Annotated in this window: 19 protein-coding genes; 6 read left to right on the top strand and 13 right to left on the bottom strand. The window is 40.2% G+C overall.

What is annotated here, in order from left to right; translation table 11 throughout:
• Positions 1-772: 772 nt before the first annotated feature.
• On the bottom strand, positions 773-1,789 hold the full coding sequence (locus I7804_RS10150; protein ID WP_027204060.1) for a LacI family DNA-binding transcriptional regulator: 1,017 nt from the start codon (positions 1,787-1,789) through the stop codon (positions 773-775).
• Positions 1,790-2,792: 1,003 nt separating this feature from the next.
• Between I7804_RS10150 and I7804_RS10145 the strand changes: the two genes are divergently transcribed.
• Both I7804_RS10145 and dprA read left to right on the top strand, forming a co-directional pair.
• Entirely contained in the window at positions 2,793-4,346 is a 1,554-nt protein-coding gene (locus I7804_RS10145; RefSeq protein WP_248403264.1) for a YifB family Mg chelatase-like AAA ATPase, read from the top strand.
• A gap of 137 nt (positions 4,347-4,483) precedes the next feature.
• Entirely contained in the window at positions 4,484-5,629 is a 1,146-nt protein-coding gene (dprA, locus tag I7804_RS10140) for a DNA-processing protein DprA (RefSeq protein WP_248403263.1), read from the top strand.
• Positions 5,630-5,757: 128 nt separating this feature from the next.
• Here dprA and I7804_RS10135 read toward each other — a convergent pair whose 3' ends face one another.
• The 6 genes from I7804_RS10135 to I7804_RS10110 form a co-directional block, all read right to left on the bottom strand.
• On the bottom strand, positions 5,758-6,339 hold the full coding sequence (locus I7804_RS10135; RefSeq protein WP_248403261.1) for a hypothetical protein: 582 nt from the start codon (positions 6,337-6,339) through the stop codon (positions 5,758-5,760).
• Positions 6,340-6,532: 193 nt separating this feature from the next.
• A complete protein-coding gene (locus I7804_RS10130; protein ID WP_022756172.1) occupies positions 6,533-7,594 on the bottom strand; it encodes a type IV pilus twitching motility protein PilT in 1,062 nt (353 codons plus the stop codon).
• 545 nt (positions 7,595-8,139) lie between these two features.
• Positions 8,140-8,856 (bottom strand): glycoside hydrolase family 25 protein, encoded by a 717-nt coding sequence (locus tag I7804_RS10125; protein ID WP_248403259.1) that lies wholly within the window; start codon positions 8,854-8,856, stop codon positions 8,140-8,142.
• A 137-nt stretch (positions 8,857-8,993) separates the two neighbouring features.
• The gene (locus tag I7804_RS10120; RefSeq protein ID WP_248403257.1) at positions 8,994-10,091 is read right to left on the bottom strand and encodes an SGNH/GDSL hydrolase family protein; all 1,098 of its coding nucleotides are present in this window, start codon (positions 10,089-10,091) and stop codon (positions 8,994-8,996) included.
• Between the two features lie 241 nt (positions 10,092-10,332).
• Positions 10,333-11,034, bottom strand: a complete 702-nt coding sequence (locus I7804_RS10115) for a DUF4230 domain-containing protein (RefSeq protein ID WP_248403255.1) — start codon at positions 11,032-11,034, stop codon at positions 10,333-10,335.
• A gap of 100 nt (positions 11,035-11,134) precedes the next feature.
• A complete protein-coding gene (locus tag I7804_RS10110; RefSeq protein WP_248403253.1) occupies positions 11,135-11,863 on the bottom strand; it encodes a hypothetical protein in 729 nt (242 codons plus the stop codon).
• Between the two features lie 821 nt (positions 11,864-12,684).
• Here I7804_RS10110 and I7804_RS10105 point away from each other — a divergent pair.
• Both I7804_RS10105 and I7804_RS10100 read left to right on the top strand, forming a co-directional pair.
• Positions 12,685-13,659 (top strand): PD-(D/E)XK nuclease family transposase, encoded by a 975-nt coding sequence (locus I7804_RS10105; RefSeq protein ID WP_248403251.1) that lies wholly within the window; start codon positions 12,685-12,687, stop codon positions 13,657-13,659.
• Between the two features lie 6 nt (positions 13,660-13,665).
• Entirely contained in the window at positions 13,666-13,848 is a 183-nt protein-coding gene (locus I7804_RS10100) for a hypothetical protein (RefSeq protein ID WP_027217569.1), read from the top strand.
• Positions 13,849-13,922: 74 nt separating this feature from the next.
• Here I7804_RS10100 and I7804_RS10095 read toward each other — a convergent pair whose 3' ends face one another.
• Positions 13,923-14,600 carry a TIGR00266 family protein gene (locus I7804_RS10095; protein ID WP_092039937.1) on the bottom strand — a complete coding sequence of 226 codons (678 nt, stop codon included), beginning with the start codon at positions 14,598-14,600 and terminating at the stop codon, positions 13,923-13,925.
• A 307-nt stretch (positions 14,601-14,907) separates the two neighbouring features.
• Here I7804_RS10095 and I7804_RS10090 point away from each other — a divergent pair, with 307 nt between their 5' ends.
• Positions 14,908-15,708 carry a hypothetical protein gene (locus I7804_RS10090; protein ID WP_248403249.1) on the top strand — a complete coding sequence of 267 codons (801 nt, stop codon included), beginning with the start codon at positions 14,908-14,910 and terminating at the stop codon, positions 15,706-15,708.
• 245 nt (positions 15,709-15,953) lie between these two features.
• Here the strand turns inward: I7804_RS10090 and hemW are convergent, their stop codons facing one another.
• Complete coding sequence (gene hemW / locus I7804_RS10085; protein WP_248403248.1) at positions 15,954-17,402, bottom strand: radical SAM family heme chaperone HemW; 1,449 nt, start codon at positions 17,400-17,402, stop codon at positions 15,954-15,956.
• A gap of 178 nt (positions 17,403-17,580) precedes the next feature.
• Positions 17,581-19,398, bottom strand: coding sequence for a translation elongation factor 4 (gene lepA, locus I7804_RS10080; RefSeq protein ID WP_248403247.1), 1,818 nt, complete (start codon positions 19,396-19,398; stop codon positions 17,581-17,583).
• Positions 19,399-19,716: 318 nt separating this feature from the next.
• On the opposite strand from lepA, the gene rpsT reads away from it, so the two are divergent.
• Complete coding sequence (rpsT, locus tag I7804_RS10075; RefSeq protein ID WP_022755149.1) at positions 19,717-19,980, top strand: 30S ribosomal protein S20; 264 nt, start codon at positions 19,717-19,719, stop codon at positions 19,978-19,980.
• Between the two features lie 185 nt (positions 19,981-20,165).
• Here rpsT and I7804_RS10070 read toward each other — a convergent pair whose 3' ends face one another.
• The 3 genes from I7804_RS10070 to I7804_RS10060 all read right to left on the bottom strand — a co-directional run bounded on the left by I7804_RS10070 (position 20,166) and on the right by I7804_RS10060 (position 23,298).
• Entirely contained in the window at positions 20,166-21,050 is an 885-nt protein-coding gene (locus I7804_RS10070; RefSeq protein ID WP_248403245.1) for a LysR family transcriptional regulator, read from the bottom strand.
• A gap of 548 nt (positions 21,051-21,598) precedes the next feature.
• Complete coding sequence (locus I7804_RS10065) at positions 21,599-21,856, bottom strand: hypothetical protein (protein ID WP_022759297.1); 258 nt, start codon at positions 21,854-21,856, stop codon at positions 21,599-21,601.
• A gap of 233 nt (positions 21,857-22,089) precedes the next feature.
• On the bottom strand, positions 22,090-23,298 hold the full coding sequence (locus tag I7804_RS10060) for a CapA family protein (protein WP_248403243.1): 1,209 nt from the start codon (positions 23,296-23,298) through the stop codon (positions 22,090-22,092).
• Between the last annotated feature and the right edge of the window lie 52 nt (positions 23,299-23,350).

Here is a 23,350-nt window from a genome sequence, read left to right as displayed (position 1 = left end):
TTCGCTTAAAGAAATATAGATCTAGAAAAAAACAATTATTATTGTAGGTTTTCGCCCATTCAAAACATATGCCTTCCCTTGTAGCTGAACCTGCATGGGCAGTTTATAAAGTATTATCGAGTCTTGAAGGAGTCATAAGATTCAGGGCATGATATCTGGATATTTATATTCCGGGGTCCGAAACTCACTTCGTTCAAACATGCGGCCCCCTAGCAGAATATAAATATCCATCTATCAAGCTCCTGAATCTAATAACTCCTTCAAAAGACTCGATAATACTTTATAAACTGCCCACGCAGGCTCAACTACAAGGGAAGGCATATGTTTTGGATGTTTAAAATTTCAATATCAATTATATATTAAATCCGGCAACATTTCTATAAGGTATAAAGGATATGAGGTAGATAAATGTATATTATTAGTATACATTTTTGAATCAAAGATTCAAAAATGCAGTAAATAGGCCAATTGAGAATGCCTTCGGCATTGGGCCTATTTACCAACCGATTCATTGAATCACGAAACACGCAGTAAATGCGTGTTTCTGTAATTTACGTTCAAGAAAACATACATTTTCACTCACCGAGCATTTTCTTTCCTTTGAGGTAGTGCTTATACAAGAGACATATACTTGGCAAGTACGAAATCACAGTCTGAATACTACAAAGCCCACTTGTACGATGCAGCATTCTTGAAGGCTTCGCTGTGGTAGGAAGTATATAAATCATTGAAGTCTTCAAGGATACTGCATCTTTCCAAGCAGGCGCCGAGTTCAATACTTCTCTACCATTCTGGTGCTTTCGCGGAGCATTACTTCGTAGGTTTTTAGCATGCGGTTGTGGACTTCTTCGGAATTTATTTTCTGCAGGAGGGTTCTGGCTGCTACTGCTCCAAGGTTTCTGTCGTTAAAGTCAAGAGATGTTATCGCAGGTACTGAGCCGCTTAGAAGTGTTGAGTTATAGAACGATGCAAGGCGGAGATCTTCTGCAATTCTTATGTGCTCATTTTTGCATATATCGATAACCCTAAGAGCATAAGTGTCATCCATACAGATAAGACAGTCTATCTCAACTGTAAGTAGGTATGATAATATGTCAGAGATTCTTTTGTCAGTATTAACATCAAGGAATATGATCGAGGTATCAAGCGTAACCTTGGCATCATGAAAAGCTTTGACAAAGCCTCCATATCTTGTCTTGGTTATGATATGATTGCTGGATCCTCCGATGAGAGCAATTCTCTTATGTCCTTGATGTATAAGTGCACTTGTAAGTTCTCTGCAGGCTTCAAAATGATCATTGTCTATCTGGGTCACTTCATCATCATCGCTGGAGCCTATGCATACAAAAGGTATACCTGAACTTTTTAAAAAGCGGGATGGCATGTCATTAACAAGAGTCCTTGTAAGGATGACTCCGTCTATTTTGCCTTCATCCACTATTCTTCTAAGATTCTCTATATGATCATTAACAATGAGAGATATCATGACATCATATCCCTCATCAGACATGACTTCTATAATGCCTTTAAGAACATTCTGAAAATACGGCATCTCTATAAGTTCATAATCACCAGACCAGGTCACAGCTATATTATGTGTCTTTTGGCTTTTAAAAGTTTTGCTGTCAGTACCGTATGGTTTGTAATTGTACTTCTCCACATACTCATGTACTCTGTCAATTGTCTCTTTGCTGATGCGTCCCTTACCTGATATAGCTCTTGATACGGTAGTCTTGGATACTCCAAGTGCATCTGCGATATCAGCAATCGTAAGTTTATTTCTGCCCATGTAAACCTCCCTTGATATAGTCCGGCGATGATGTATACTCGAAAGTTTTACATGGGGCACTTGAGCCTTGGGCAGGCAGAATATGAATCTTTGCCACGCTGTTAATCGTTTTTATAATTCATGGCATGATATCTGGGGCTTTCTATTCTAGGGTCCAAACTCGCTTCGCGATAGCCTCGTGGACCCTGAGCAGAATAAAAACCCCCATCTATCACGCTCATGAATTATACAAAACGATTAAAAGCGTGACAAAGATTCATATTCTGCCTGCCCAAGGCTCAAATCCCCCGTAAAACTTTCGAGTATACATCACCGCCTTAGCCGTTTTTCAGTCGTTAACCAAAATATATAAGCGCAACAATTCAGCGCAATCCTTATAATATAACTATAGCGTAATGAAACAGCATATCACAAGGCTTATTAATGCCAAAAGTAAGCCGATCTGATAGATAAAAGTTCACAAAACGAAGTCAAAAATGCGCACCAATTGCGCAAAAAACGTTTCTATAATTACTAACCTGCAGACTCCGCACTTGCCAAATATATGCCGCGCATTATGGCTGCAGGAAAGTGGACAGTTAATAAAGTCTTTTTGCATTATTTTGAACGTGTTATTAAATTCAAGAGCGTGATAGATGCAGCTTTATATTCTTCTTGGGGTCCACATGTCTGAGCGCAGCGAGTTTGGACCCCTGAATATAAAGCTGCAGATATCATGCCTTGAATTAATAACACGTTCAATAATGCGAAAAGACTTTATTAACTGTCCACTTTCCTGCAGCCATAAGGCGCGGCGTATATTTGGCAAGTACACAGTTTTCACATTTTCAAAAAATGCTTGCATCGTTTTTCTCAATATGTTATATTTCTTTTCGTGCTAATCAGCACTTTTTTGTGAAAGTCATTTCACAGATGGTAATGTGGCTCTTGCCTATTCAAAGTTACCATTTAATTCCTGTTTTAGATTATGGAAGAAAGTTTTGAAAGGAGTCATTTTAAAGTTATGTTCAGTACAATTAAAGCTGGAGCCATTAATGGCATTCACAGCTATCTTATGCAGGTCGAAGTCGACGTATCAAACGGACTTCCGGCTTTCAATATGGTCGGTCTTCCAAGTACTGAAGTTCGTGAAGCGCAGGAACGAGTTAAAGTAGCGCTCAAAAATTCGGGGATCAAGATACCTGCGTCACGTATCACTATCAACTTCTCTCCTGCCGATGTCAGAAAAGAAGGCGTAAGCGTAGATCTTCCTGTAGCCATAGGAATCCTATGTTCACTTGGTGAGATAGATGAAAGCAAGCTAAAAGATACGCTTATCATAGGTCAGCTGGGTCTTGACGGAGAAGTAAAAGGAATCAAAGGCGTATTACCGATTGTCAAAACAGCTATAGACAATGGCTGCAAGGCCTGCATTCTGCCAAAAGACAATGAAAAAGAAGGCGCCGTCCTTGGAAGCAGCATCAAGGTCATCGGAGTATCATCTCTTTCAGAATGCATCACATATCTAAGTTCCAAGGATAGTGAGAAGGATCTCCTGATCCCGCCAACTGTTGTAAACGTTGATGAACTCTTCCAAAAAGAGTCTGATAGATCCGATATCGACTTTGCTGATATCAACGGACAATCAGCACTAAAAAGAGCTATGGAAGTCGCAGCCGCAGGTTTTCACCATATTCTGATGGTAGGGCCTCCGGGATCGGGCAAAAGTATGATTGCAAAAAGGCTCCCAACTATTTTGCCGCCGCTATCCAAAGAAGAAAGTCTTGAAGTATCTACGATTTATTCAGTTGCAGGTCTTCTTCCTGCAGGCAAAGCCCTTATCACAGAGCGGCCTTTTCAGTCTCCGCACCATTCAATAACATCTTCTGCTCTTGCGGGAGGTGGAAGAGTCCCACAGCCGGGCGTAATATCTCTGGCGCACAGGGGAGTTCTTTTCCTTGATGAGATTGCAGAATTCTCAAGGACGACTCTCGACCTTCTAAGACAGCCCCTTGAAGACCAGGAAGTCCATATATCAAGAGCCGGTGGTAACTTCACATATCCTGCAAGCTTCATGCTGGTAGGTGCTATGAATCCCTGTCCTTGCGGCTACTATCCTGACCGGGGCAGATGCAAATGCAGCCAGAAAGATATCGCCCACTACTTATCTCACATATCAGGACCTATCCTCGACAGAATAGACATATGTATCGAAGCTCCCAAGATTGACTTTGCAGATCTGTCTACAGGAAGCAGCGCCAACGAAAAAAGCAGCATCATAAGAGAAAGGGTCATCAGAGCAAGAGATATACAAAAAGAGCGTTTTAAAGGTACTAAAGTAAGATTCAACTCCGATATGTCACCTATAGATATCGCCAGATACTGCAAACTCGGTTTTAAAGAGCAGCGCATGCTTGAGAAGCTATACAGGCAGCTCGGTCTCTCAGCCCGTTCCTATCACAGGATCATAAAGCTTGCAAGAACCATCGCAGATCTTGAAGGAAGTGACCAGATAAGGGATGTACATATTGCAGAAGCTGCCTGCTATAAGATGACAGATCAGAAGTACTGGAGCTGACGATATCTCAAAGCACAGCCCAATATTCCCATATGATCCAAAAAGACATTACGTAAGGTTCAAAAAAAATCTTTTGGCACCAGCCTTATGATACGTCATAAATATCAGATAAAACTACCAAAGGGATAATTAAAATTATGATAACTAAAATGACTGATAAAGAGCTGATGGATCACTATATGCTAAATGCCATCAACGGCCTTGGCAAAAGAAAAATCCACGCTCTCTTACAAGAATACAAAAGCGCCTCTGATATCCTCTCTATATCAGATAAGGAAGCTGACAAAATCTTCGGACCCAAGACAGCCGAAAGCTTTAAATATGCCAAGTCTCACTGGGACAAAGAAAAAGAATATAACAAAATGTTAGACTTAGGAATTCGTATAATACCCTATGATGATGAAAGCTTCCCGAATAAACTTAGAACTATTCCGGATCCACCATCCTGCATTTATGTAAAAGGAAAACTTCCTGATGATAACCTCCCATCTGTATCTATAGTTGGTGCCAGGATGTGCAGTGAGTATGGCCGATATGTTGCCAGACAGTTCGGTCTTGAACTTGCTCAGGCAGGAATTCAGATAATAAGCGGAATGGCTATGGGAGTAGATGGTATAAGCCAAAAAGCTGCCTTAAAAGCAGGCTGCCCTTCCTACGGCGTTCTCGGATGCAGTCCTGAGTTCTGCTATCCTGACACCAATCAGGATATATATGATATGCTCTGTAAAAATGGCGGAATCATCTCTGAATACATGCCTGGCACAATGCCACAAGCGCGCCTTTTTCCTCAGAGAAATCGCATAATCTCAGGTCTTTCAGACATAGTCCTGGTAATAGAAGCAAGGAAGAAATCCGGAACCCAGATAACTGTTGATATGGCTCTCGAACAAGGCAAAGAGATATTTGCAGTACCCGGACGCATAACCGACAGGCTCTCTGACGGCTGCAACGATCTTATAAGACAGGGAGCCGGCATTGCTCTTGCCCCTGAAGATATCATCTCCTGCTTCACAGGTCCAATACAGGAAAGCGGAATCTGCGAACATACAGGTTCTAGCAGGTCATCAGAATCCAATGTAAGATATCAGAGCCTATCACCTTTGGAAAAATCAGTACTTGATGCAATGGACATCTATCCGATATCAGCATCAGAGATAGCTGAAAAGCTTGAAAAAGACAATATAAAAGAGCCTGTCAGTGTAATACTGCAGACTCTTACTATGATGCAGATTAGTGGTCTTATAGAAAACCAAGGTTCTTACTATATCAAAAAAATCAAATAAATCCATATCATAGATAGATTCCAAACGCCCCACATGAAAAATTGTCAAGATCATATGAAGATGTAAATCCATTCATAAACAAGAAAGCTAATCTGTTATGAATAAGAAAGTACACCGGAACTCTTCAATCACTTATCATCTTTTCTCGTACTGATAACATTGCCGCAATACTCGCACTTAACAATTGTATTGTCAGGAAGTGATCTGGTTGCGCGGCATCCATTGCAGGTAACTGTCCTGTAACCTGCATCAGAATATTTTCTGATCCTGTCAGGAAAAGAAACACGGCCCGAAGCATCATCTATTATGATATTGCCAAAATATCCTCGGTCAGTATATCTGTGAATCCTATCCAGAGTCTCATCATAGGGTTCATGGGTACTGTCCGCAAGTCTTCTGACAGATCCTGTTTCATCCTGCTGAAGGAAGCTTACATACTTCCTAAAATGGCGGATGCTGCACAGATGATGCGATCCGGATCCAATCCCCCAAAATCCAAGTAGCACTGCCAATATCACCACAAGACTCTCAAGGATCATTCCGGAAAAGGTATACTGCCCCCATTTATATACGACATCACAGATAATATTAACAATCCCATAAATACATAACACAGAACCTGTTGCTATTTCAAACCTTCCGACTCGCTCCATCAATAGAACGCGTGCACCTGACGCGCCATGTTTTACTACCCCAATCCTACTTTCCATATATCCTCCCATGATATGTGATAGCCCCAAATGCTACTATATCACTTGCAATTCTACACATAGTGTACTAAAAACACAATTGACTTAATTGCTTGCCTACAAATATATCTACGTCTGTCTTAAAATCCTATGATGATCTCTCACAAAAATATATATATCAATTATATACTCGAAAGCATTATTAGTATATACACTAATGAAACATTTTCATCTGCATTGTATCAGGATCCTGCGCAAACTGTATCGCCATCTCCCTTGATATGCTCCTACTTTGATACAGCTGTATTATCGCCTCATCCATAGTTATCATTCCAAGCTTTCTATTGGTCTGCATGACAGTGATAAGCTGATGAGTCTTGCCCTCACGGATCATATTACGAACCGCGCTGTTAACATGCATGACTTCAAATGCCGCAACACGCCCATTTCCATCTGCAGTAGGTATAAGCTGCTGAGATATAACCGCTTCAAGTACGTTGGCAAGCTGTATCCTTACCTGTTGCTGCTGATGAGGTGTGAATACATCAATAATACGATCCACAGTTGTAGCAGCACCTATAGTATGCAGTGTTGACAGGACGAGATGTCCTGTTTCTGCTGCTGTGATCGCAGTCTGAATAGTCTCAAGATCTCTCATCTCACCAACAAGTATTACGTCAGGATCTTCTCTAAGAGCAGCTCTAAGTGCTGCCGCATACGAATCCGAATCAAGTCCTATCTCTCTTTGGTTAACAATAGATTTACTATGGTGATAAAGATATTCGATAGGATCTTCAAGAGTTATAACATGAGCCTCTCTGTTTTTGTTAATAAGATCGATTATCGAAGCCAGAGTCGTGGATTTACCTGACCCTGTAGGACCCGTAACAAGGATAAGACCTCTTTTCCTCTGGTACAGATCTATGACTGAAGGCGGTATACCCAGAGTCTCTGCAGGCGGAACCTCTGTTGCAACAAGTCTTAGCGCCAGTGCAACAGATCCTCTTTGCTTGAATACGTTAACACGGAATCGTCCGATACCGGCTATAGAGAAAGACATATCATGCTGTCCATGCTCTTCAAGCGACTCCTTCTGCCTGTCATTCATTATAGAATCGGCAATCGCCTGAGTATCCGGAGGCAACATCCTACCATAGCTATCAAGCGAAATAAGTTGCCCATTAACACGCATCTTGGGCGGAATACCAACAGTGATATGAACGTCAGATGCGTTAGCCTCTTTGGCTGTCATAAGAATCTCACGAATATCTGCCATAAAACTTACCTCGCTTTGGGATTCATTTCTATGTTAAGGGATTACAGGATGTAATCTGTACATGTCTAGAAATGCATGGATGCATTTCTATGTACTATGTTCGAAAAAATGTAATTATATTTTACTACATTTGGTGATATTAGTGCAATTTTATATATAATAATTGAACAAATACCGTTTGGACAGTGTCGTATACATAATGACATCACAGAGCAAGTTTATTAATTAGTAACTAAAACTACTACTTCCCACTTAGACGGGCCGGCATCCCCAAAGTCTTTACTGGGGCAGGCAGTATATATATCATTGCCATGCTTTTAATAGTTTTATTAAATTCATGAGCGTGATAGATGGAGATTTTCATTCTGCCCGGGGTCCACGAGGCTATCGCGAAGCGAGTTTGGACCCCAGAATGGAAAGCTTCAGCTATCATGCCATGAATTATAAAACTATTAACAGCTTGGCAATGATATATATACTGCCTGCCCCAGTAAAGACTTTGGGGATGCCGGCCCGTCCAAGCGAGAAGTTTTAGTTAGTAATATTCACTCCCCAAGTCGTATCTTCGAAAGATCGCCTTGTTTTATCACATCACGATCTATATACTTCTCCTGACCAGAGTATCCGTCCATTACAGCCCTGTCTGTATACTGCCAGATCACAAAATCCTGTAATGGATAAAAATATACATTTCGTATCCACATAGGCGCATCAAGATCAGCGCCATTTAGATATTTGATGTAGAAGCTCTGAGTTGTGTAGATGACAGGCTTTTGCCCGAACTCTTCTTCCATCAGCGATATCATCTTGGTAAGAGTGTCAAGAACCTTGGTTTTATCCGGAGGATTGTCTCTCATATCCCCGTACCACTCAATATCAATTGCAGGAACAAGATCCATCTCGAAAGAGCCAACTGCTGCCATAAAATTCTCCATCTGAGTTTCAGGTGCGCTCTCAAGACTTAGAAAATGATAAAAGCCATATATGATCCCTGATTCCCTGACGCCCTGATAATTAGCATCAAGACGTGTATCTACATGGCCGCTTCCTTCAGTAGCTTTAATATAGGCAAAAGAGATCCCCTGATCTTTCAGAACTTCCCAGTCTATATCTCCCTGAAAGTGCGATACATCAACGCCCTGAAGCTCATAGTAAGATGCTATAAATGTTGCCACTTTCTGACTCCATAAAAGCTTACCAAAACCTGCTATTAAAATTGCCATGGCAACAAGCACCGCTATAATCTTTATAATTCTTTTCATAAATACTCCCGCATATAAACAAGTCCTAAACATTCTTGAACAAAAAAGTTCAGGAATTCATGCCACATAAAACAAATCTGATTATAAAGTTCACTACTTTCATTATGTGCTATTTTGCTCATACCCTGCGGGGCATATCATAAGCCTCTAATAAAATCGCTAAGCTCCCTAGCTGCAACTTCATGAGAAGCTGCTGATGGATGCCAGTCAGCTCCGTAGCCATATTTCTCAAAATCCTGTGGTGTCAGTCGCACTGAATAGACTTTGTCAAATCCGCTCTTTTCCTTAAATGCAGCTACAGCTTCTACTTCGGTATCATAGAGCCTGTCTCCCATAAGGCCGAAAGCTGCAACTATCTTGGATTCAGGATTAAGGCTGTGGACCTTTTCAAGAAACTCAACATAAGCCTTGTAAAAAGCCTGTCTCTTATCTTCATCATCCTGAATATAGCTGTCATCATTGGTTCCAAGGTTGATAACGATGATATCAGGCTTTCTCTCAGCCTCAAAATCCCACTTCCTATCCTCCATCTTAAGTCCTCTGAAGGTATTGTATGAATAAGCAAATATATCGTAATAGGGCTGGATCAGCTCTTCAAGTTTTGGCACATTAGGATCAGGTGTATATCCAGAGATAAGGCCATGTCCACTGTATGAAACCATACTGTAATCAGCGCCGAGCTTATCTGCAGTCTTATAAGAAAAGGCCTTATAAACATTCTCTGTCCCTGTTGAAAATGTATGACGCTCATCCGGAACATCTATACCATATCCGCAGGTGATAGAATCTCCAATAAATTCAATATAAGTATCCTTTAAAGGAGTCGGCTCAGCCGGTCCATAAGCAAGTATCTCTATCTCTCCCAGTCCTACTGTAGACATTCTAGGCTCTGAAAGCTTTAAGATTCTTACCACATGCTCTGCTGCCGGGATACTTTCATCAAGGCCGCATACTTCAAATATTTCTTTTGGCTTTTTAATCACAGTATCAAGCTGAGTGATGCCATCTACGATAACTGCAACTCTTGCCTGATCGCGCCAAGGCTGCGGAACACCTTCATCTGCAATAGTTGTGGAATCGCCAAGAAAAGTCACTGTAAGTTTTGTTCCGGTATATTTGAATTCCACTCCTGATCCTGAAAGACTTAAAACCCTGCAGTCATCAAACATGATAGTCCTTCCAAGGGGCTTTACATATTCATTTGTTGGTAAAAAACTGTATTCCTTTAGTTCCATGATAATCCTCGCTTATATTTATTTAACTTAAACCTCGCACTTGCCAAACATACGCCACCCTCTAAGGCAACACCGATACGGATCGTTTATAATACATTTTCGTATCTTTTGAAGGTGTTATAAAATTCAGGAGCGTGATATCTGAATTATAACATCTTCAAGATACGAAAATGTATTATAAACGATTCATATCGGTGTTGCCTTAGAGAGTGGCGTATTTTTGGCAAGTGCGAAGATTGAATTATTTAAATTCAATCTTAAGCTCATAATCCCCATCAACTGCCTGGACTACAGGATAATAGATATCGTACACTGCATCCAGAGCCAGATCATCTGCCTGCTGCCCATTAACAACAGTATCGAACTTCTCCACAAGCCTTCTTCTAAGCTCCGACTCAATATCTATATAGTCCTCTACAGTCAGCTTAATGTCTCCTATGGTGAAAAATCCGCTGGTCTGATTACCAATCTCCACCTCATCCGGATTTATATCAATAGCATCAAGCTGCGGATGTGGAATCTTGATAGTAAGTATCTTATTCTCTTGATCATCAATTATATCGCCCTGCGCTATTTGATCCAGCTCCACTACAAAACTCCCTTTCCCTGTATACTTGACTGTAAGAGTTTTTGTCGTCTGATCCCAGTCAATTCCCCAGAGTTTATCCGTGATCGTATAACTGACTTCACCGCTTTGCTCATATACAACAAGCTTTCTTGTCTCTTCAGGCTTTGATAATATCACTTCAGAAAAAGAAACTGTTACGCTGCTGTCACTAAGCTGTATAGTATCAGGATCTATATAATTAACGCCGTCGTTGTATTTCTGGTAAGCCCTACCACTGCCATTTCTAAATATTATTGCCACAATCACAGCTCCTATTATAAAAGCTGCGCTTATTAGCCAAATAACAAGCTTTTTTATATCTATCCTATTCTTCATGTTCCACGCATCTCCTTTTGTATCTCCTGCATAGAAAAGATAATTCACATTTGATTTAAGTAAGGCCCGAATCATAATAATTTTTTTGACCTTACGTCATTTATATCTGGTTGTTATTATCTTCCGGCTCGCCTTTTTCATTGCAAACTGCGCTGATCTTTTTAATAGCCTTCATATCGTCTTTGGTCAGACTATACCCTTTATCTCTAAAACTTTCGAATAAGAATAGCTGATTCATAAACCACAGCATTAGAAGGAAAGTCACAAACGGTACTACCAGATAAGCAAGCATCATGATCGCAATAGTATTGATGAACTTCTGAATGATGCCTTTATAATAATTAAACAGATCCGTCACACCTTCAATTGCCGAATCAAATACACTTGAAACAGTTTCATAAAAGCTCTTGTCCGAAGAAGAGCTTTCCGATATCTCTTCTATCTTGTCGGAGCCGTCCTGTGCCTGTGTTACAGTCTCATTGACATAGTCTAAGGAAGAACTGCACAGCCATTTGGATACACTTGTTCCAAAAGGAACTGCCAATATGATAACAATTGCAAATGCCAGAATCTTATATGCAATTGTTCTAATTATCTTCTTATGAGAAATATAATATACGATAAGTAATATAATACCTGCAGGAATTATAAACCTGAAAATAAAAGGAACTCCAACCATGATCAAAAGCTTCTCAAACAGGATCATTCCCAGTAAGATCACGAAATATGTACTCATATCTGCCAGAGTGTCCGCAAGAGGCGAAGCATAATCATCCGGCAGGAATGTTATGGCAACCGACACTCCAAGCGTAGCTCCAGTAACAGCCATTACTACCTCTTGCGAATCATCAAGTGACTCAATGGACCTGGTAAAAAGGGAGCACTTCGAAACCACAGATGATGCCACAAATATTGATAACGCCATAATAAATACTAATATTGAAACCTTAAGAACCAGATACGGACTTATCTTTTGTATTTTTTCCAGAACATGCATGATAGTACCTCCAAACAAATAGGCATAAATCTATATATCTATTATATCAAAAATAAGTCAAAGATAAGGATCAAGTGTCTTATTTATCAAGTCACTTGATTACAACCTTTGACTCATTCTATATTTGTCTGCAATCATCAATTTATCTATCTGTTATCCAGCATACTATCATTAGATTAATCCGGTTGTTACTAATTGTAGGCTTTCCAGGCATTTTGCGTCAACTACAATTTTGATTGTCATTGATACTTAATTTACAACGAATTGAATGTTATCAAGTACTCAGCATCATAAAAAGACAACAGACTTATATTTTTTCAATCTATTTCTTGGAAGCGATTAACTATGTAATCAAAAAGCTTCAGCTCAAGCTTTTGCAAACTATCTTCCACAGAAGAATAATTATATATTTCGTCATCAGAAGAGACAAGAACATAGTTCCCATCTCCTGTATTCTCTATTGCAATTAATCCAGCTGTTTTATGAGAATCTATGAGCATTATGAAAATGGATTATGAAAATGAGCAAATAAAACTATATGCAAAGAACATATTTTATGCTATTATTTCTTTTGTGCTCGTTTCTAGAGCGTTTATATTCAGCAGCCATTTAGCTGTCAAGGCGATTTCTCGCCAAATGATTTCCACTGATACTTGCGCAAGTACTTAGGAAACACAATTTATGTAAGAAAGGATTCTATTTTTATGTCACAAAATCAAATGTCCTCAGTTCCAGAAACTATACATATTACTGAGGAGCAAGCCAGAAAGGACATTCAGTCTTTAAATCTCATTAATGGCTTCCTTTTTGACAGTGTTCTTGTTGATGAAGAAGACGCTAAGATTGTAATCGGGTATATACTCAGTACTACTTACAATCGCAAAGTTGAAGTGGAATCAGTAACTTCACAAAAAGTCTTTCAGGCAACAGACACCAAATATCACAGTATACGTCTTGATGCCTATGTTAAGACCTCAGAAGACAAGTCATCACTTAATGCAACAATCTACGATATTGAAATGGAGGACAGATCTTCAGACAAAACAGACTTACCAAAAAGACTCCGTTATTATGGCGCTCTTCATGACACTAAGTTTCTGGGAGCCTCCACAAATTACGGAACATTACCTGAATATGTTTCAATCACGATATCTTCATATGATCCGTTTAGCGCCGGAGATATGTACTATGAGGCCAACACAACACTTACTACACATCCCCAAATAGCATATAAGGATGGTATCACACACATCTTCCTGTATTGCAAAGGAGTTCCCAACATCAAGGAATCTGCTCATAGCAAAAAAATGACCGAAATGCTAAAATATATATTGTCAGGAGAAAAGCCGATTTCTCCTGATCAAGGCATAGAAGATGTCGATAAAATTGTTTCCAAGGTAAAATCCCTTCCGGAGGTAACCAAGAAGTATATGAAACAGTGGGATAGAGAGCAAACGATTCAGCGCGAAGCATATAGCAATGGTGAAAAAAATGGTATACAAAACATAACCGTTCTATTTTCTTGGCTTTTTGATAATGGTCGTGGCGCTGATGTAGAAAAAGCATCCAAAGATTCTGAGTATCTTTCTGAATTATTTGAAGAATACGATAATTGTCATAAGGAGTAATTGAATATGTTCTCAAAAGAGCTACAACTCATGGATCGTAATACCGCCAAATACATGATTGATGAACTTCAGGAACAATTAGACACAGCAAATTCCACGATAAGAGAAAAAGAGGCTGCCCTTTCCGAAAAAGACGCCATTATCGCAAGGCTTCAAGCTGAATTAGAAGCCCAAAAGAGCAAGAACTGACTTGTATAATTAAAGCTCAGCCCTTAGAAATAAGAGCTGAGCTTTTGATTTGATCATTTGTTTTTGTTGCCTATTTACTTTCCACTTGGATGAGGCATGTACTGATACAGGCTCATTGCAAGTGCATTGATTGGCATGGTCTGAAGCCATACCTTGCCGGGACCTGTTACTACTGTGTTGAACAGGCCTTCACCGCCTAAGATGACATTGGCAAAACCTTTCACAGTCTCGATCTGCATACTACAGGTTGCTTCCATAGCTGCAACATATCCGCTATCTACTATTATTGACTGTCCCGGAGCAAGGACCCTTTCCTGAACTGCGCCATCGATCTCAAGGAAGGCATAACCTGTGCCTGTATATTTCTGCATCAGGAATCCTTCACCTCCGAAGAATCCGGCACCAACCTTGTGCTGAAGGAAGATGTCCATATTTACAGACTCTGTAGAAGCAAGAAATGAGGTCTTTTGAGCTATGATTGGAGCTTGTCCTATATCAAAAGCAAGGATATCTCCTGGGCTGTGCTTGGCGAGTGTGAGCTCTCCAGGCTGCTCTGCAATATAATGATTAAGCGCGATAGACTCTCCTACAAGTGCCTTTTTGAAAATACCACCAATACCACCTGTCTTGGTTTCCATTCTGATACCGCGACTCATCCATGCCATAGCACCGCTTTGGCATTTGATTGCTTCGCCGGCATTCATAGAAAGTGATAATACTGTAAATGGCTGACTCATTATCTGATACTGCATATCAATACCTCCATAGAAATAACAATCGCGACATTATCATTATATCGTTTACACAGATTATTTACCATAGCTAATACATACACTCGGACGAACAGCATCCCCAAAGGCTTTGGGAATGCTGCTTGTCCAAGTTGAAGTTTTAGCATATTGCTCAAAATGTAGTGTTTATTTGGCAAGTGCAACGGTGAGTATATAATTCGAAACACTAGTGATTGTCCAATTACAACTTGTATATGTTTTACCGTCAACTTATAATATACATACGGAGACAAAAACTATATTGCTCATCTACAAAGTGAGGTTTATTATGAAAAAGCAAATAATTATCAAATCCCTGCTACTAACCATAAGCTTAGGTGCTGTAATGACAACTTACGGATGTAGCAATACTGCCAAAGATACTACTGAAAATGCAGAAACTACAGATACCAAAACTTCACAGGCAAGCAATGCTAATGACAGTTCTAACGCCGATGTTGATTCTGAGTCTGATGTAACTGATCAAGAAGCATCAACTACCGAAGTGAGTGATGACGTTTCCGAAGATTCTACAGGTGACAAAGCCGATCCCCAGGCTATCTACCAGCAGTTTTTAGATAATGAACTTGAATTTAACGGACAGCTTTTTTCAGACAGGTACACTTATCTTAAAGAAGACTTCGAGCTGACTCCTGCCGGATATTACTATGACGTTGATGAAGACGGTGAAGATGAGCTTCTCATCTCAACCTTTTATTATGGCTTCGATATATATGATGTCAGAGATGGTGAACTCGTCCTTCTTGATTACGGAGATGGAACTGCTGATGCATGTTCAGTCTATACCGGTGAAGGCCACACCTATGTAGCCCATAGCGACTTCCTTCATGCCGGAAGACAGGTTCTAACCCTTATAAGATATGATGAGAATGGTGATGTAGTTGAACTTATCTCACTTTCTGCCTTCTATGAAGATTCTGAAAGCGATACTTATGATGAAAACGCTCAGTTCTCATATAATGATACTGCTATAACTATGGCAGAATACGAAGAATATATGAATTTGTACCAGGCAGCCCCTGTTGAAGATATGAGAGCCGCAGAAATAGATGAATCTTTATTTGAATGAGGCTGCTGAATGTTATTGCCATAGAACGCCATAGAACGCCATAGACGTATAACAGGTTCATCTGCATATACGATGACCGGATGAAATATAAGCCCTGCGCTAATTGCTATTGTCAGTATCTTTGTCAAAAACTCTTTTCATCTTCCAACCACCTCTCGTATTATTGAAACCCATATGTTTTGAAAAAATACACATAAAAAATACAGTGGAAATCCTTAGCAATTTCCACTGTATATACCAAAAGTTTAATCGTCCAGTAAAAACTCTGATAAGACAGCATTACTGACTTCAAGACCTTTTTCTGTAAGTTTTATATAGCCATCATAAGTTTTTACAAGACCTTCCTTGGTCAGCTTATCAAGCGTATTTCCATACACCGCATCAATCGGTCTTCCAAATTTGCGTTCAAAATCCGAAACAGCTACGCCCTCATCCATTCTAAGGCCAAGGAACATAGTTTCTTCCATGCAGGCTTTGATGCTTAGCTTATCATGCTCTAGCAATGGCCTTGTACTGTATTTGGATGATATTTTTATTTCAGCAGCATCGGTATTATCTGTATCAGTATTATCTGTATCATCATTATCTGTATCAGTATTATCCGTATCATCTGAGGGAGGATAACATATATCTATACCCTCCCAATATTTACAATAGGTATTAATATCATCTGTATTGGTAAAGCGCTCATCATCTACCATACCTGCAGCTCCAATGCCAAATCCCAGATAATCCGCCCTCTTCCAGTATGCCTTGTTGTGATAACATTCGTAGTCACCATCATCTCTTGCATAGTTAGACACTTCGTATCTGTGATATCCGTTTTTGGTAAGGATATCTATAGTTTCTTCGTACATCTTGCGCTCTTCTTCTTCCGTGGGAAGAGGCTTTACCAAACGCACTTTACCAATTTCTTTTCCCTCTGCTTCTTTATCATCCTCACAAGGGTTCTTTAGTACAACGCCTTCTTTAACAAGCTCATCTTCTATGTCATACCGATCTCTATCTATTACGTCCTTATACTTGTCATAAAAAGGCGTACCCTCTTCAATGATAAGGCTATAGGCTGATATATGCTCAGGTCTAAGCTCTATGATCCCTTTAAGGGTATCTGTATAAGACCTAACGCTCTGCCCGGGGAGAGCGCTCATAAGGTCAACGTTTATATTATCAAAACCTGCTTCTCTGGCAGCACTAAAGGTCTCATAGAAGGTCTTTGCATCATGTATCCTTCCAAGTTCCTTTAGTTCGTCATCATTTAGAGACTGGCAACCAATGCTGAGCCTGTTTATCCCGGCTTTTTTATATACAGAAAGGCTTTCAGGCGTGGCAGTACCTGGATTCATCTCCATAGTGATCTCTGCGTCTGCAGCCACGTCATAGTTTCTTCTGACAGCATCAAGGATCTTTACTATCCATTTAGGATCTACCGATGACGGTGTGCCTCCTCCAAGGAATATGCTTTTTACATACGCTGCATATCCCTTATCTTGCAGCCATGCTGCTCCTCTTTCTATCTCCTTTATAAGAGCTTCCAGATATCTTGTCTGAACATCTATAGCCGCAGGAAAAGACAGAAAATCGCAATAATTGCACTTCCTGACGCAAAAAGGTATATGTATATAAATTGAAATATTTTTATTATTATCAGTATTTAGATCATGCTTTATATTATCATCCATATCTAACCTCATGCCATGAGCAAAGCGAGCGGCTAATGGTTCAAATTGATGTGGCTCGCACCATCAATTTGGATTTGAAAATGAAACATTTTCAACTTAACCTCATGCCGTGAGCAAAGCAAGCAGCTAATGGTTCATAGTCAAAAGGATCAAAAGATCATAAATCCCATGACCCTTTGATCCTACTTTATCATTTTGACTCGTCAAGTTTAAGAACATTAAGAAATGCATTCTGAGGTATCTCTACGCTACCAACCTGACGCATCTTCTTTTTACCTTCCTTCTGTTTCTCAAGGAGTTTACGCTTACGGGAGATATCACCACCATAACACTTGGCAAGTACGTCTTTACGCATAGCCTTGACGGTCTCTCTTGCGATAACTTTGCCGCCAACTGCAGCCTGGATCGGAATCTCGAACAGGTGCCTCGGGATCTCTTCTTTTAGCTTCTCGCACATCTTACGGCCTCTTTCATAAGCTCCGTCCTTGTGTACGATAAAACTTAAAGCATCAACATTTTCTTTGTTTATAAGAATATCAAGCTTAACAAGTGTTGATGGCTCATATCCTTTGATCTCATAGTCAAAAGATGCATAGCCTCGTGATCTTGACTTAAGTGCATCAAAGAAGTCGTAGATGATCTCGTTAAGTGGCAGCTCATATTTAAGGATCGCTCTTGTCTGCTCTACATAATCTGTTGAAAGGTACTTACCTCTTCTCTCCTGACACAGCTGCATGATAGATCCGATATACTCGGTTGTCACCATGATCTCGCCGTTTACAATGGGTTCCTCGATATGATCTATCTCAGAAGGATCAGGGAGGTTTGAAGGATTGGTCAGGTCAAAAGATGTACCGTCTGTCTTATATATCTTGTAAACAACGCTGGGGGCTGTTGTTACAAGGTCAAGGTCATATTCTCTTTCAAGTCTCTCCTGAATAACCTCAAGATGAAGAAGTCCAAGGAATCCGCATCTAAAACCAAATCCAAGAGCCTGTGATGTCTCCGGTTCATAGAACAAAGATGCATCGTTGAGCTGGAGCTTCTCAAGGGCATCACGAAGTTCAGGATATCTCGCAGAATCAGCCGGATAGATACCGCAGTAAACCATAGGCATAACCTGTTTGTATCCCGGAAGAGCCTCATCACATGGCGTATCAGCCGATGTAACTGTATCACCAACACGTGTATCCTGAATATTCTTGATAGATGCTGTAAAATAGCCAACCATACCTGCAGAAAGTTCCTCACAAGGAATGAACTGTCCGGGTCCAAAGTAACCTACTTCTACAACCTCTTCTACGGCACCTGTCTGCATGAACTTAACTTTCATGCCTTTTTTCAAAGTACCATCCTTGATCCTTACAAATACGATAACGCCTCTGTAGGGATCATATACAGAATCGAATATAAGAGACTTAAGAGGAGCCTTAGGATCTCCTGAAGGAGCAGGGATCTTATGAACTACTGCTTCAAGGACGTCATCTATACCTATGCCGTTCTTAGCAGAGATAAGGGGCGCATCCTGAGCTTCTATACCTATGATATCCTCTATCTCATCCTTAACTTCCTGAGGCTGGGCACTGGGAAGATCGATTTTGTTGATAACAGGGAATACGTCAAGATCATGATCAAGTGCAAGATACACATTGGCAAGAGTCTGAGCCTCTACGCCCTGAGTAGCATCTACTACCAGTACAGCACCATCACAGGCAGCAAGTGATCTGCTTACTTCATATCCAAAATCGACATGACCTGGTGTATCTATCATGTTGAAGATGTACTCTTCTCCGTCATTTGCCTTATATACCATACGAACAGCCTGGCTCTTTATAGTGATGCCACGCTCTCTTTCGATATCCATATTATCAAGTACCTGGGCGCTCATCTCTCTTTGAGTCAGTACTCCGGTTCTTTCTATAAGACGATCTGCAAGAGTGGATTTACCATGGTCGATATGTGCCACTATACAGAAATTTCTGATTTTGCTTTGATCTATTGCAGACATTTAGTTCCTCACTTCATGTATAAGATTAATATCGCAGGTTTGCAACTAAGGCGGTGCATTCGATATGCCTTAAATAAAGGATTGACAAGGCAATCAATCGCACCAAATCTATAAAGTTTAGTTGTAAATCCTAATAGCTACGTTATAATATATCATGGATATAGCAAAATTTCCATGCAAAATCCTCAATTTACTTGACATTAGGCTCAAATTAATCTAAACTATATCCCGTATGTGAGCATTCGCTGTCCGTGTCCGGTCTGGATGTTCATCTCTATAAATAAAACAATAATTGAATTATATTATTCGGAGGTAATTATGGCTAATATCAAATCCGCCAAGAAGAGAGTTATCACAAGCGCAAAGCGTGCAGAGCGTAATCAGGCTGTTAAGTCTGCTGTTAAGACAGAGATCAAGAAGGTAAGAGCTGCTATCGAAGCTGGCAATAAGGAAGAGGCTGCTAAGGCTCTTGTTAATGCTACATCTGCTATCGACAAGGCTGAGTCTAAGGGCGTATTCAAGAAGAACACAGCTTCTCGTAAAGTTTCTCGTCTTGCTCAGGCTGTTAACAAGATGAACTAATAGCTTTATAGATATTGAATTTCAAAAGACTCAATCATCCCCTCTGATGATTGAGTCTTTTTTCTTCTAAATGTTTGACATACCACATCTATCAGCAAGTTGCTGTCGAGAAAGATTTTGATCTTTTCTGACATTTTTAACCTTTATTCTTACCAATATGTTATTCATAGCCGCTCTTAGCTTAACTACTTTCCTTGGGAATCAATGACCATATCCCAGAACTGTTTAGCGACCATAGACAGATCACTATTGGCATTTTTGACAAGGACATAGCCAACTGTCACATCCGGATCTACTATCTTCTTTATCACGACTCCTTTATTCACATACCTTGCCGCGGATGCCGGGTATATGGCTATTCCAAGTCCTTTTGCTGTAAGTTCATAGGCATTTAGCATATGCGCCATCCTGCAGATTATCTTAGGTTCACATCCAAGAGGCGCGAACCAGTTCTCTATTTCTTTCCTTCGAGACCGCCTTGAGGGTATGATAAGATCATAAGGCGCAAGTTTTCTAAGTTCTATGGTATCTCCCTTGTCTTTTGCAAGAGGGTGATCTTTTGGGATGATCGCAACCCAGGGCTCTTCATATATAAGTCTTCCATCAAGACCTTCCTCATCATAAGGAAGCGTTATAATACCAACTTCATTAAGTCCTGATAGGACCCTTTTTATAACATCATCAGAGTTACCATTCCAAACTTCGTACTCAACAAGCGGGTTCTTATCTTTAAAAGCAGATATCCATTCCGCTATAAGGCTAGGAGCACGCCCTTCTACAGTAGCAAGGTAGAGCCTTCCTGTTAAGCCGTCTCGCATGTTGATGATATCCTCAACAGACTGGTCAGCTAATTGCCTTATCCTGCGCGCATATTGAAGGAACTTCTCTCCGGATTCTGTAAGGGTAAGTCCCCTTGCCTTACGGACAAAAAGTCTGGTGTTAAGCTCTTCTTCCAGATCACGTATCTGGCGGCTTAAAGGAGGCTGAGCTATACTGAGCTTCTCTGCCGCTTTAGTAAAGCTTCCCTCTTCTACTACTGTTAGAAAATATCTGATATGCCTAAGTTCCATATATTCTCCCTCGATCAGAATATCATATATATTACCGCTTAACTTGGTAATATCAACTCAAATATCTCTTCATTGTCATAAAATCCCAACAACTATGGATTTACCTTTGGTTTTATTAGTAGTGTATCAGCCCATTTTCTTGTAATCTGATCATAAATCTATAATACATCATCAAGGTACCAGCCATACCTTATAAGTATATCTATACCACTAATATATGTATTATACAATAGCTTCTGCTGATGTTATCATAAAATCGTAAAGAGAAGTTTTAATAGTTGTAACTACTGAAGTTGTAACTACCATGTATAAAAAAGGAGGATTTTGATCATGAAAAAATTACTCAGAAAAATCGAAAGTTTCCTTGAAGAAGTTTATAAGCTGGATCGCAGTGCTATCTAATGGTGCATGAATCTAAAGCCCCCTCTAACACCCATAGTAATCAGACTTCTGGGTCTCCTCAAGGAATTAATAGTCCTCACATAATAAAAAGGTTGCCTTCTCGTTATATAAGGCAACCTTTTTATTATGCGGAAATCAATTGAATATCAAACTGTTCTAGCCCATGTGATCCCGTAGACAGATTCCATAAGCTTACGGATCTCGTTCATCATAACATTGCAGGCAGAATTCTCATCGCCAAAGTGCATGAGGCCGATCTTCTGCTTCTTATCTTTAAAGAACACATCCCATCCGTCAGAAACCTGTTCTATACAGATGCGGTTCTTGTGTTCTCCGCCAATCTTATAAAGTTTCTTAGGTACAAGATGTTCCTTAAAAAACTCTTTCAGCTCGTTTGTTGTCATACTCTGCTCCCTCCTACGACTATGAATTATCACACCAATATTATGGCGATACATTTTGTAAAATTAATTTGCATGAAAGTTTTCGATTACTTTCTGATGTAGTTTTCATTACTACATATAATATATCACCATACTAGATGCTTGTCTAGTGTGCTGACTCGTTCACATTTGATCAAATAAAAATGAGCCAGTACACTATTTCTCCACAAGTCCCCAAATAGCGATTTCCGGTATTATGACAATGGATGAACATATCCATTCTCATCCACCTCAACATCTATGGATATCGACTCCATATAGGTATAGATACGTTCTTTTTCTTCAGGAGTATCAGCAGCTGTTGTGACCCATCCAGACTGCGTTCCGGGGATGATCTGCACTTCCACGCTCTCAATAGTACTGCCTGTTCCGGATATCTCAACTTCAAGGAGCATTGTATCAAGGGTCTTCTCATTGAACCAGTAATTGCCAAGAGAATAGGCTACAAGCGCGCCGTTATAGTATTCCATACCCTGAAGGCAGTGAGAATGCGCGCCTATTATAACATCTGCGCCTGCATCTATATATTCACGGGCAGTTGATGTCTGAGCCTTCTCTAAAGTTGTAGAGTACTCCGTCCCCCAGTGAGGAAGCGCTATTACAAAGTCTGCATTCTCAGAAGCCTCCTGAATCTCAGCGATAAACTTCTCCGGATCATAGCAGCGAAGGATCCCTGGCGTAGTTGCAGTTGCTTCCGGAGTCATCTTATTCTTCTCAGCTCTTGATGCAGCAACATATGCTATCGTCAGATCACCAAGCTGCATATATACAGGGCTTGATGCTTCGTCTATATTGCGGCCTGCTCCCACATACGGGATACCTGCATTATCAAGTGTTACAAGCGTATCAAGGAAAGCCTCTTCTCCATAGTCATATACATGATTATTGGCAAGACCCACTATATCTACTCCCAGCTGACTTAGTATACTAACATTATCAGGATCTGCCCTAAAGGTATATGCCTTACCGGGCATGGGCGTTCCACCATATGAATAGGTGAACTCGTTATTGATCCACATGATATCTGCGGCGTTCATCTCATTTATAAAGTCTTCATCAATGCAGTTATAGATGTTGTCGCCATGGTTATGATAATAGACCATATTGGACCAGGTATCATCGAAGTTAATATCTCCTGCAAAGCAAAGGGTATAGCTAAAAGGCTGTTGTGCCTTATCATCAGCCATAGCCAAAGCTTCAGGCAATTCGCCATTTGCACTATTGGCATCATCTGTACTATTTGTAACATCCACAATATCAGATTTAGAAGCACCACTACTTATGGCAGATAATTCTTTAGGTGTAGTCCCACAAGCTGTAAGCAGCAGTAAACCTGCAAGTACGCAAGATGCTGCTCTTCTTGTCATTTCATTTTTTCTCATCATTTTATTCTTTCTTATCATTTTACTTTTATATAAAGGCTCAAGTTCAATTCATCGTATCCCCCGCTACAAT

The organism is Butyrivibrio fibrisolvens (assembly GCF_023206215.1).
In the GTDB taxonomy this organism is placed as follows: Bacteria; Bacillota; Clostridia; order Lachnospirales; family Lachnospiraceae; genus Butyrivibrio; species Butyrivibrio fibrisolvens_C.
Note: the sequence above shows the minus strand (reverse complement) of the source record. Positions and strands in the feature narration are given on the sequence as shown.

What these genes read in the sequence shown, in the direction of transcription:
- I7804_RS10150 (WP_027204060.1), bottom strand. Translation starts at nt 1,789, where the DNA reads ATGGGCAGAAATAAACTTACGATTGCTGATATCGCAGATGCACTTGGA.
- I7804_RS10145 (WP_248403264.1), top strand. Translation starts at nt 2,793, where the DNA reads ATGTTCAGTACAATTAAAGCTGGAGCCATTAATGGCATTCACAGCTAT.
- dprA (WP_248403263.1), top strand. Translation starts at nt 4,484, where the DNA reads ATGATAACTAAAATGACTGATAAAGAGCTGATGGATCACTATATGCTA.
- I7804_RS10135 (WP_248403261.1), bottom strand. Translation starts at nt 6,339, where the DNA reads ATGGAAAGTAGGATTGGGGTAGTAAAACATGGCGCGTCAGGTGCACGC.
- I7804_RS10130 (WP_022756172.1), bottom strand. Translation starts at nt 7,594, where the DNA reads ATGGCAGATATTCGTGAGATTCTTATGACAGCCAAAGAGGCTAACGCA.
- I7804_RS10125 (WP_248403259.1), bottom strand. Translation starts at nt 8,856, where the DNA reads ATGAAAAGAATTATAAAGATTATAGCGGTGCTTGTTGCCATGGCAATT.
- I7804_RS10120 (WP_248403257.1), bottom strand. Translation starts at nt 10,091, where the DNA reads ATGGAACTAAAGGAATACAGTTTTTTACCAACAAATGAATATGTAAAG.
- I7804_RS10115 (WP_248403255.1), bottom strand. Translation starts at nt 11,034, where the DNA reads ATGAAGAATAGGATAGATATAAAAAAGCTTGTTATTTGGCTAATAAGC.
- I7804_RS10110 (WP_248403253.1), bottom strand. Translation starts at nt 11,863, where the DNA reads ATGGCTGTTACTGGAGCTACGCTTGGAGTGTCGGTTGCCATAACATTC.
- I7804_RS10100 (WP_027217569.1), top strand. Translation starts at nt 13,666, where the DNA reads ATGTTCTCAAAAGAGCTACAACTCATGGATCGTAATACCGCCAAATAC.
- I7804_RS10095 (WP_092039937.1), bottom strand. Translation starts at nt 14,600, where the DNA reads ATGCAGTATCAGATAATGAGTCAGCCATTTACAGTATTATCACTTTCT.
- I7804_RS10090 (WP_248403249.1), top strand. Translation starts at nt 14,908, where the DNA reads ATGAAAAAGCAAATAATTATCAAATCCCTGCTACTAACCATAAGCTTA.
- hemW (WP_248403248.1), bottom strand. Translation starts at nt 17,402, where the DNA reads ATGAGGTTAGATATGGATGATAATATAAAGCATGATCTAAATACTGAT.
- lepA (WP_248403247.1), bottom strand. Translation starts at nt 19,398, where the DNA reads ATGTCTGCAATAGATCAAAGCAAAATCAGAAATTTCTGTATAGTGGCA.
- rpsT (WP_022755149.1), top strand. Translation starts at nt 19,717, where the DNA reads ATGGCTAATATCAAATCCGCCAAGAAGAGAGTTATCACAAGCGCAAAG.
- I7804_RS10070 (WP_248403245.1), bottom strand. Translation starts at nt 21,050, where the DNA reads ATGGAACTTAGGCATATCAGATATTTTCTAACAGTAGTAGAAGAGGGA.
- I7804_RS10065 (WP_022759297.1), bottom strand. Translation starts at nt 21,856, where the DNA reads ATGACAACAAACGAGCTGAAAGAGTTTTTTAAGGAACATCTTGTACCT.
- I7804_RS10060 (WP_248403243.1), bottom strand. Translation starts at nt 23,298, where the DNA reads ATGATAAGAAAGAATAAAATGATGAGAAAAAATGAAATGACAAGAAGA.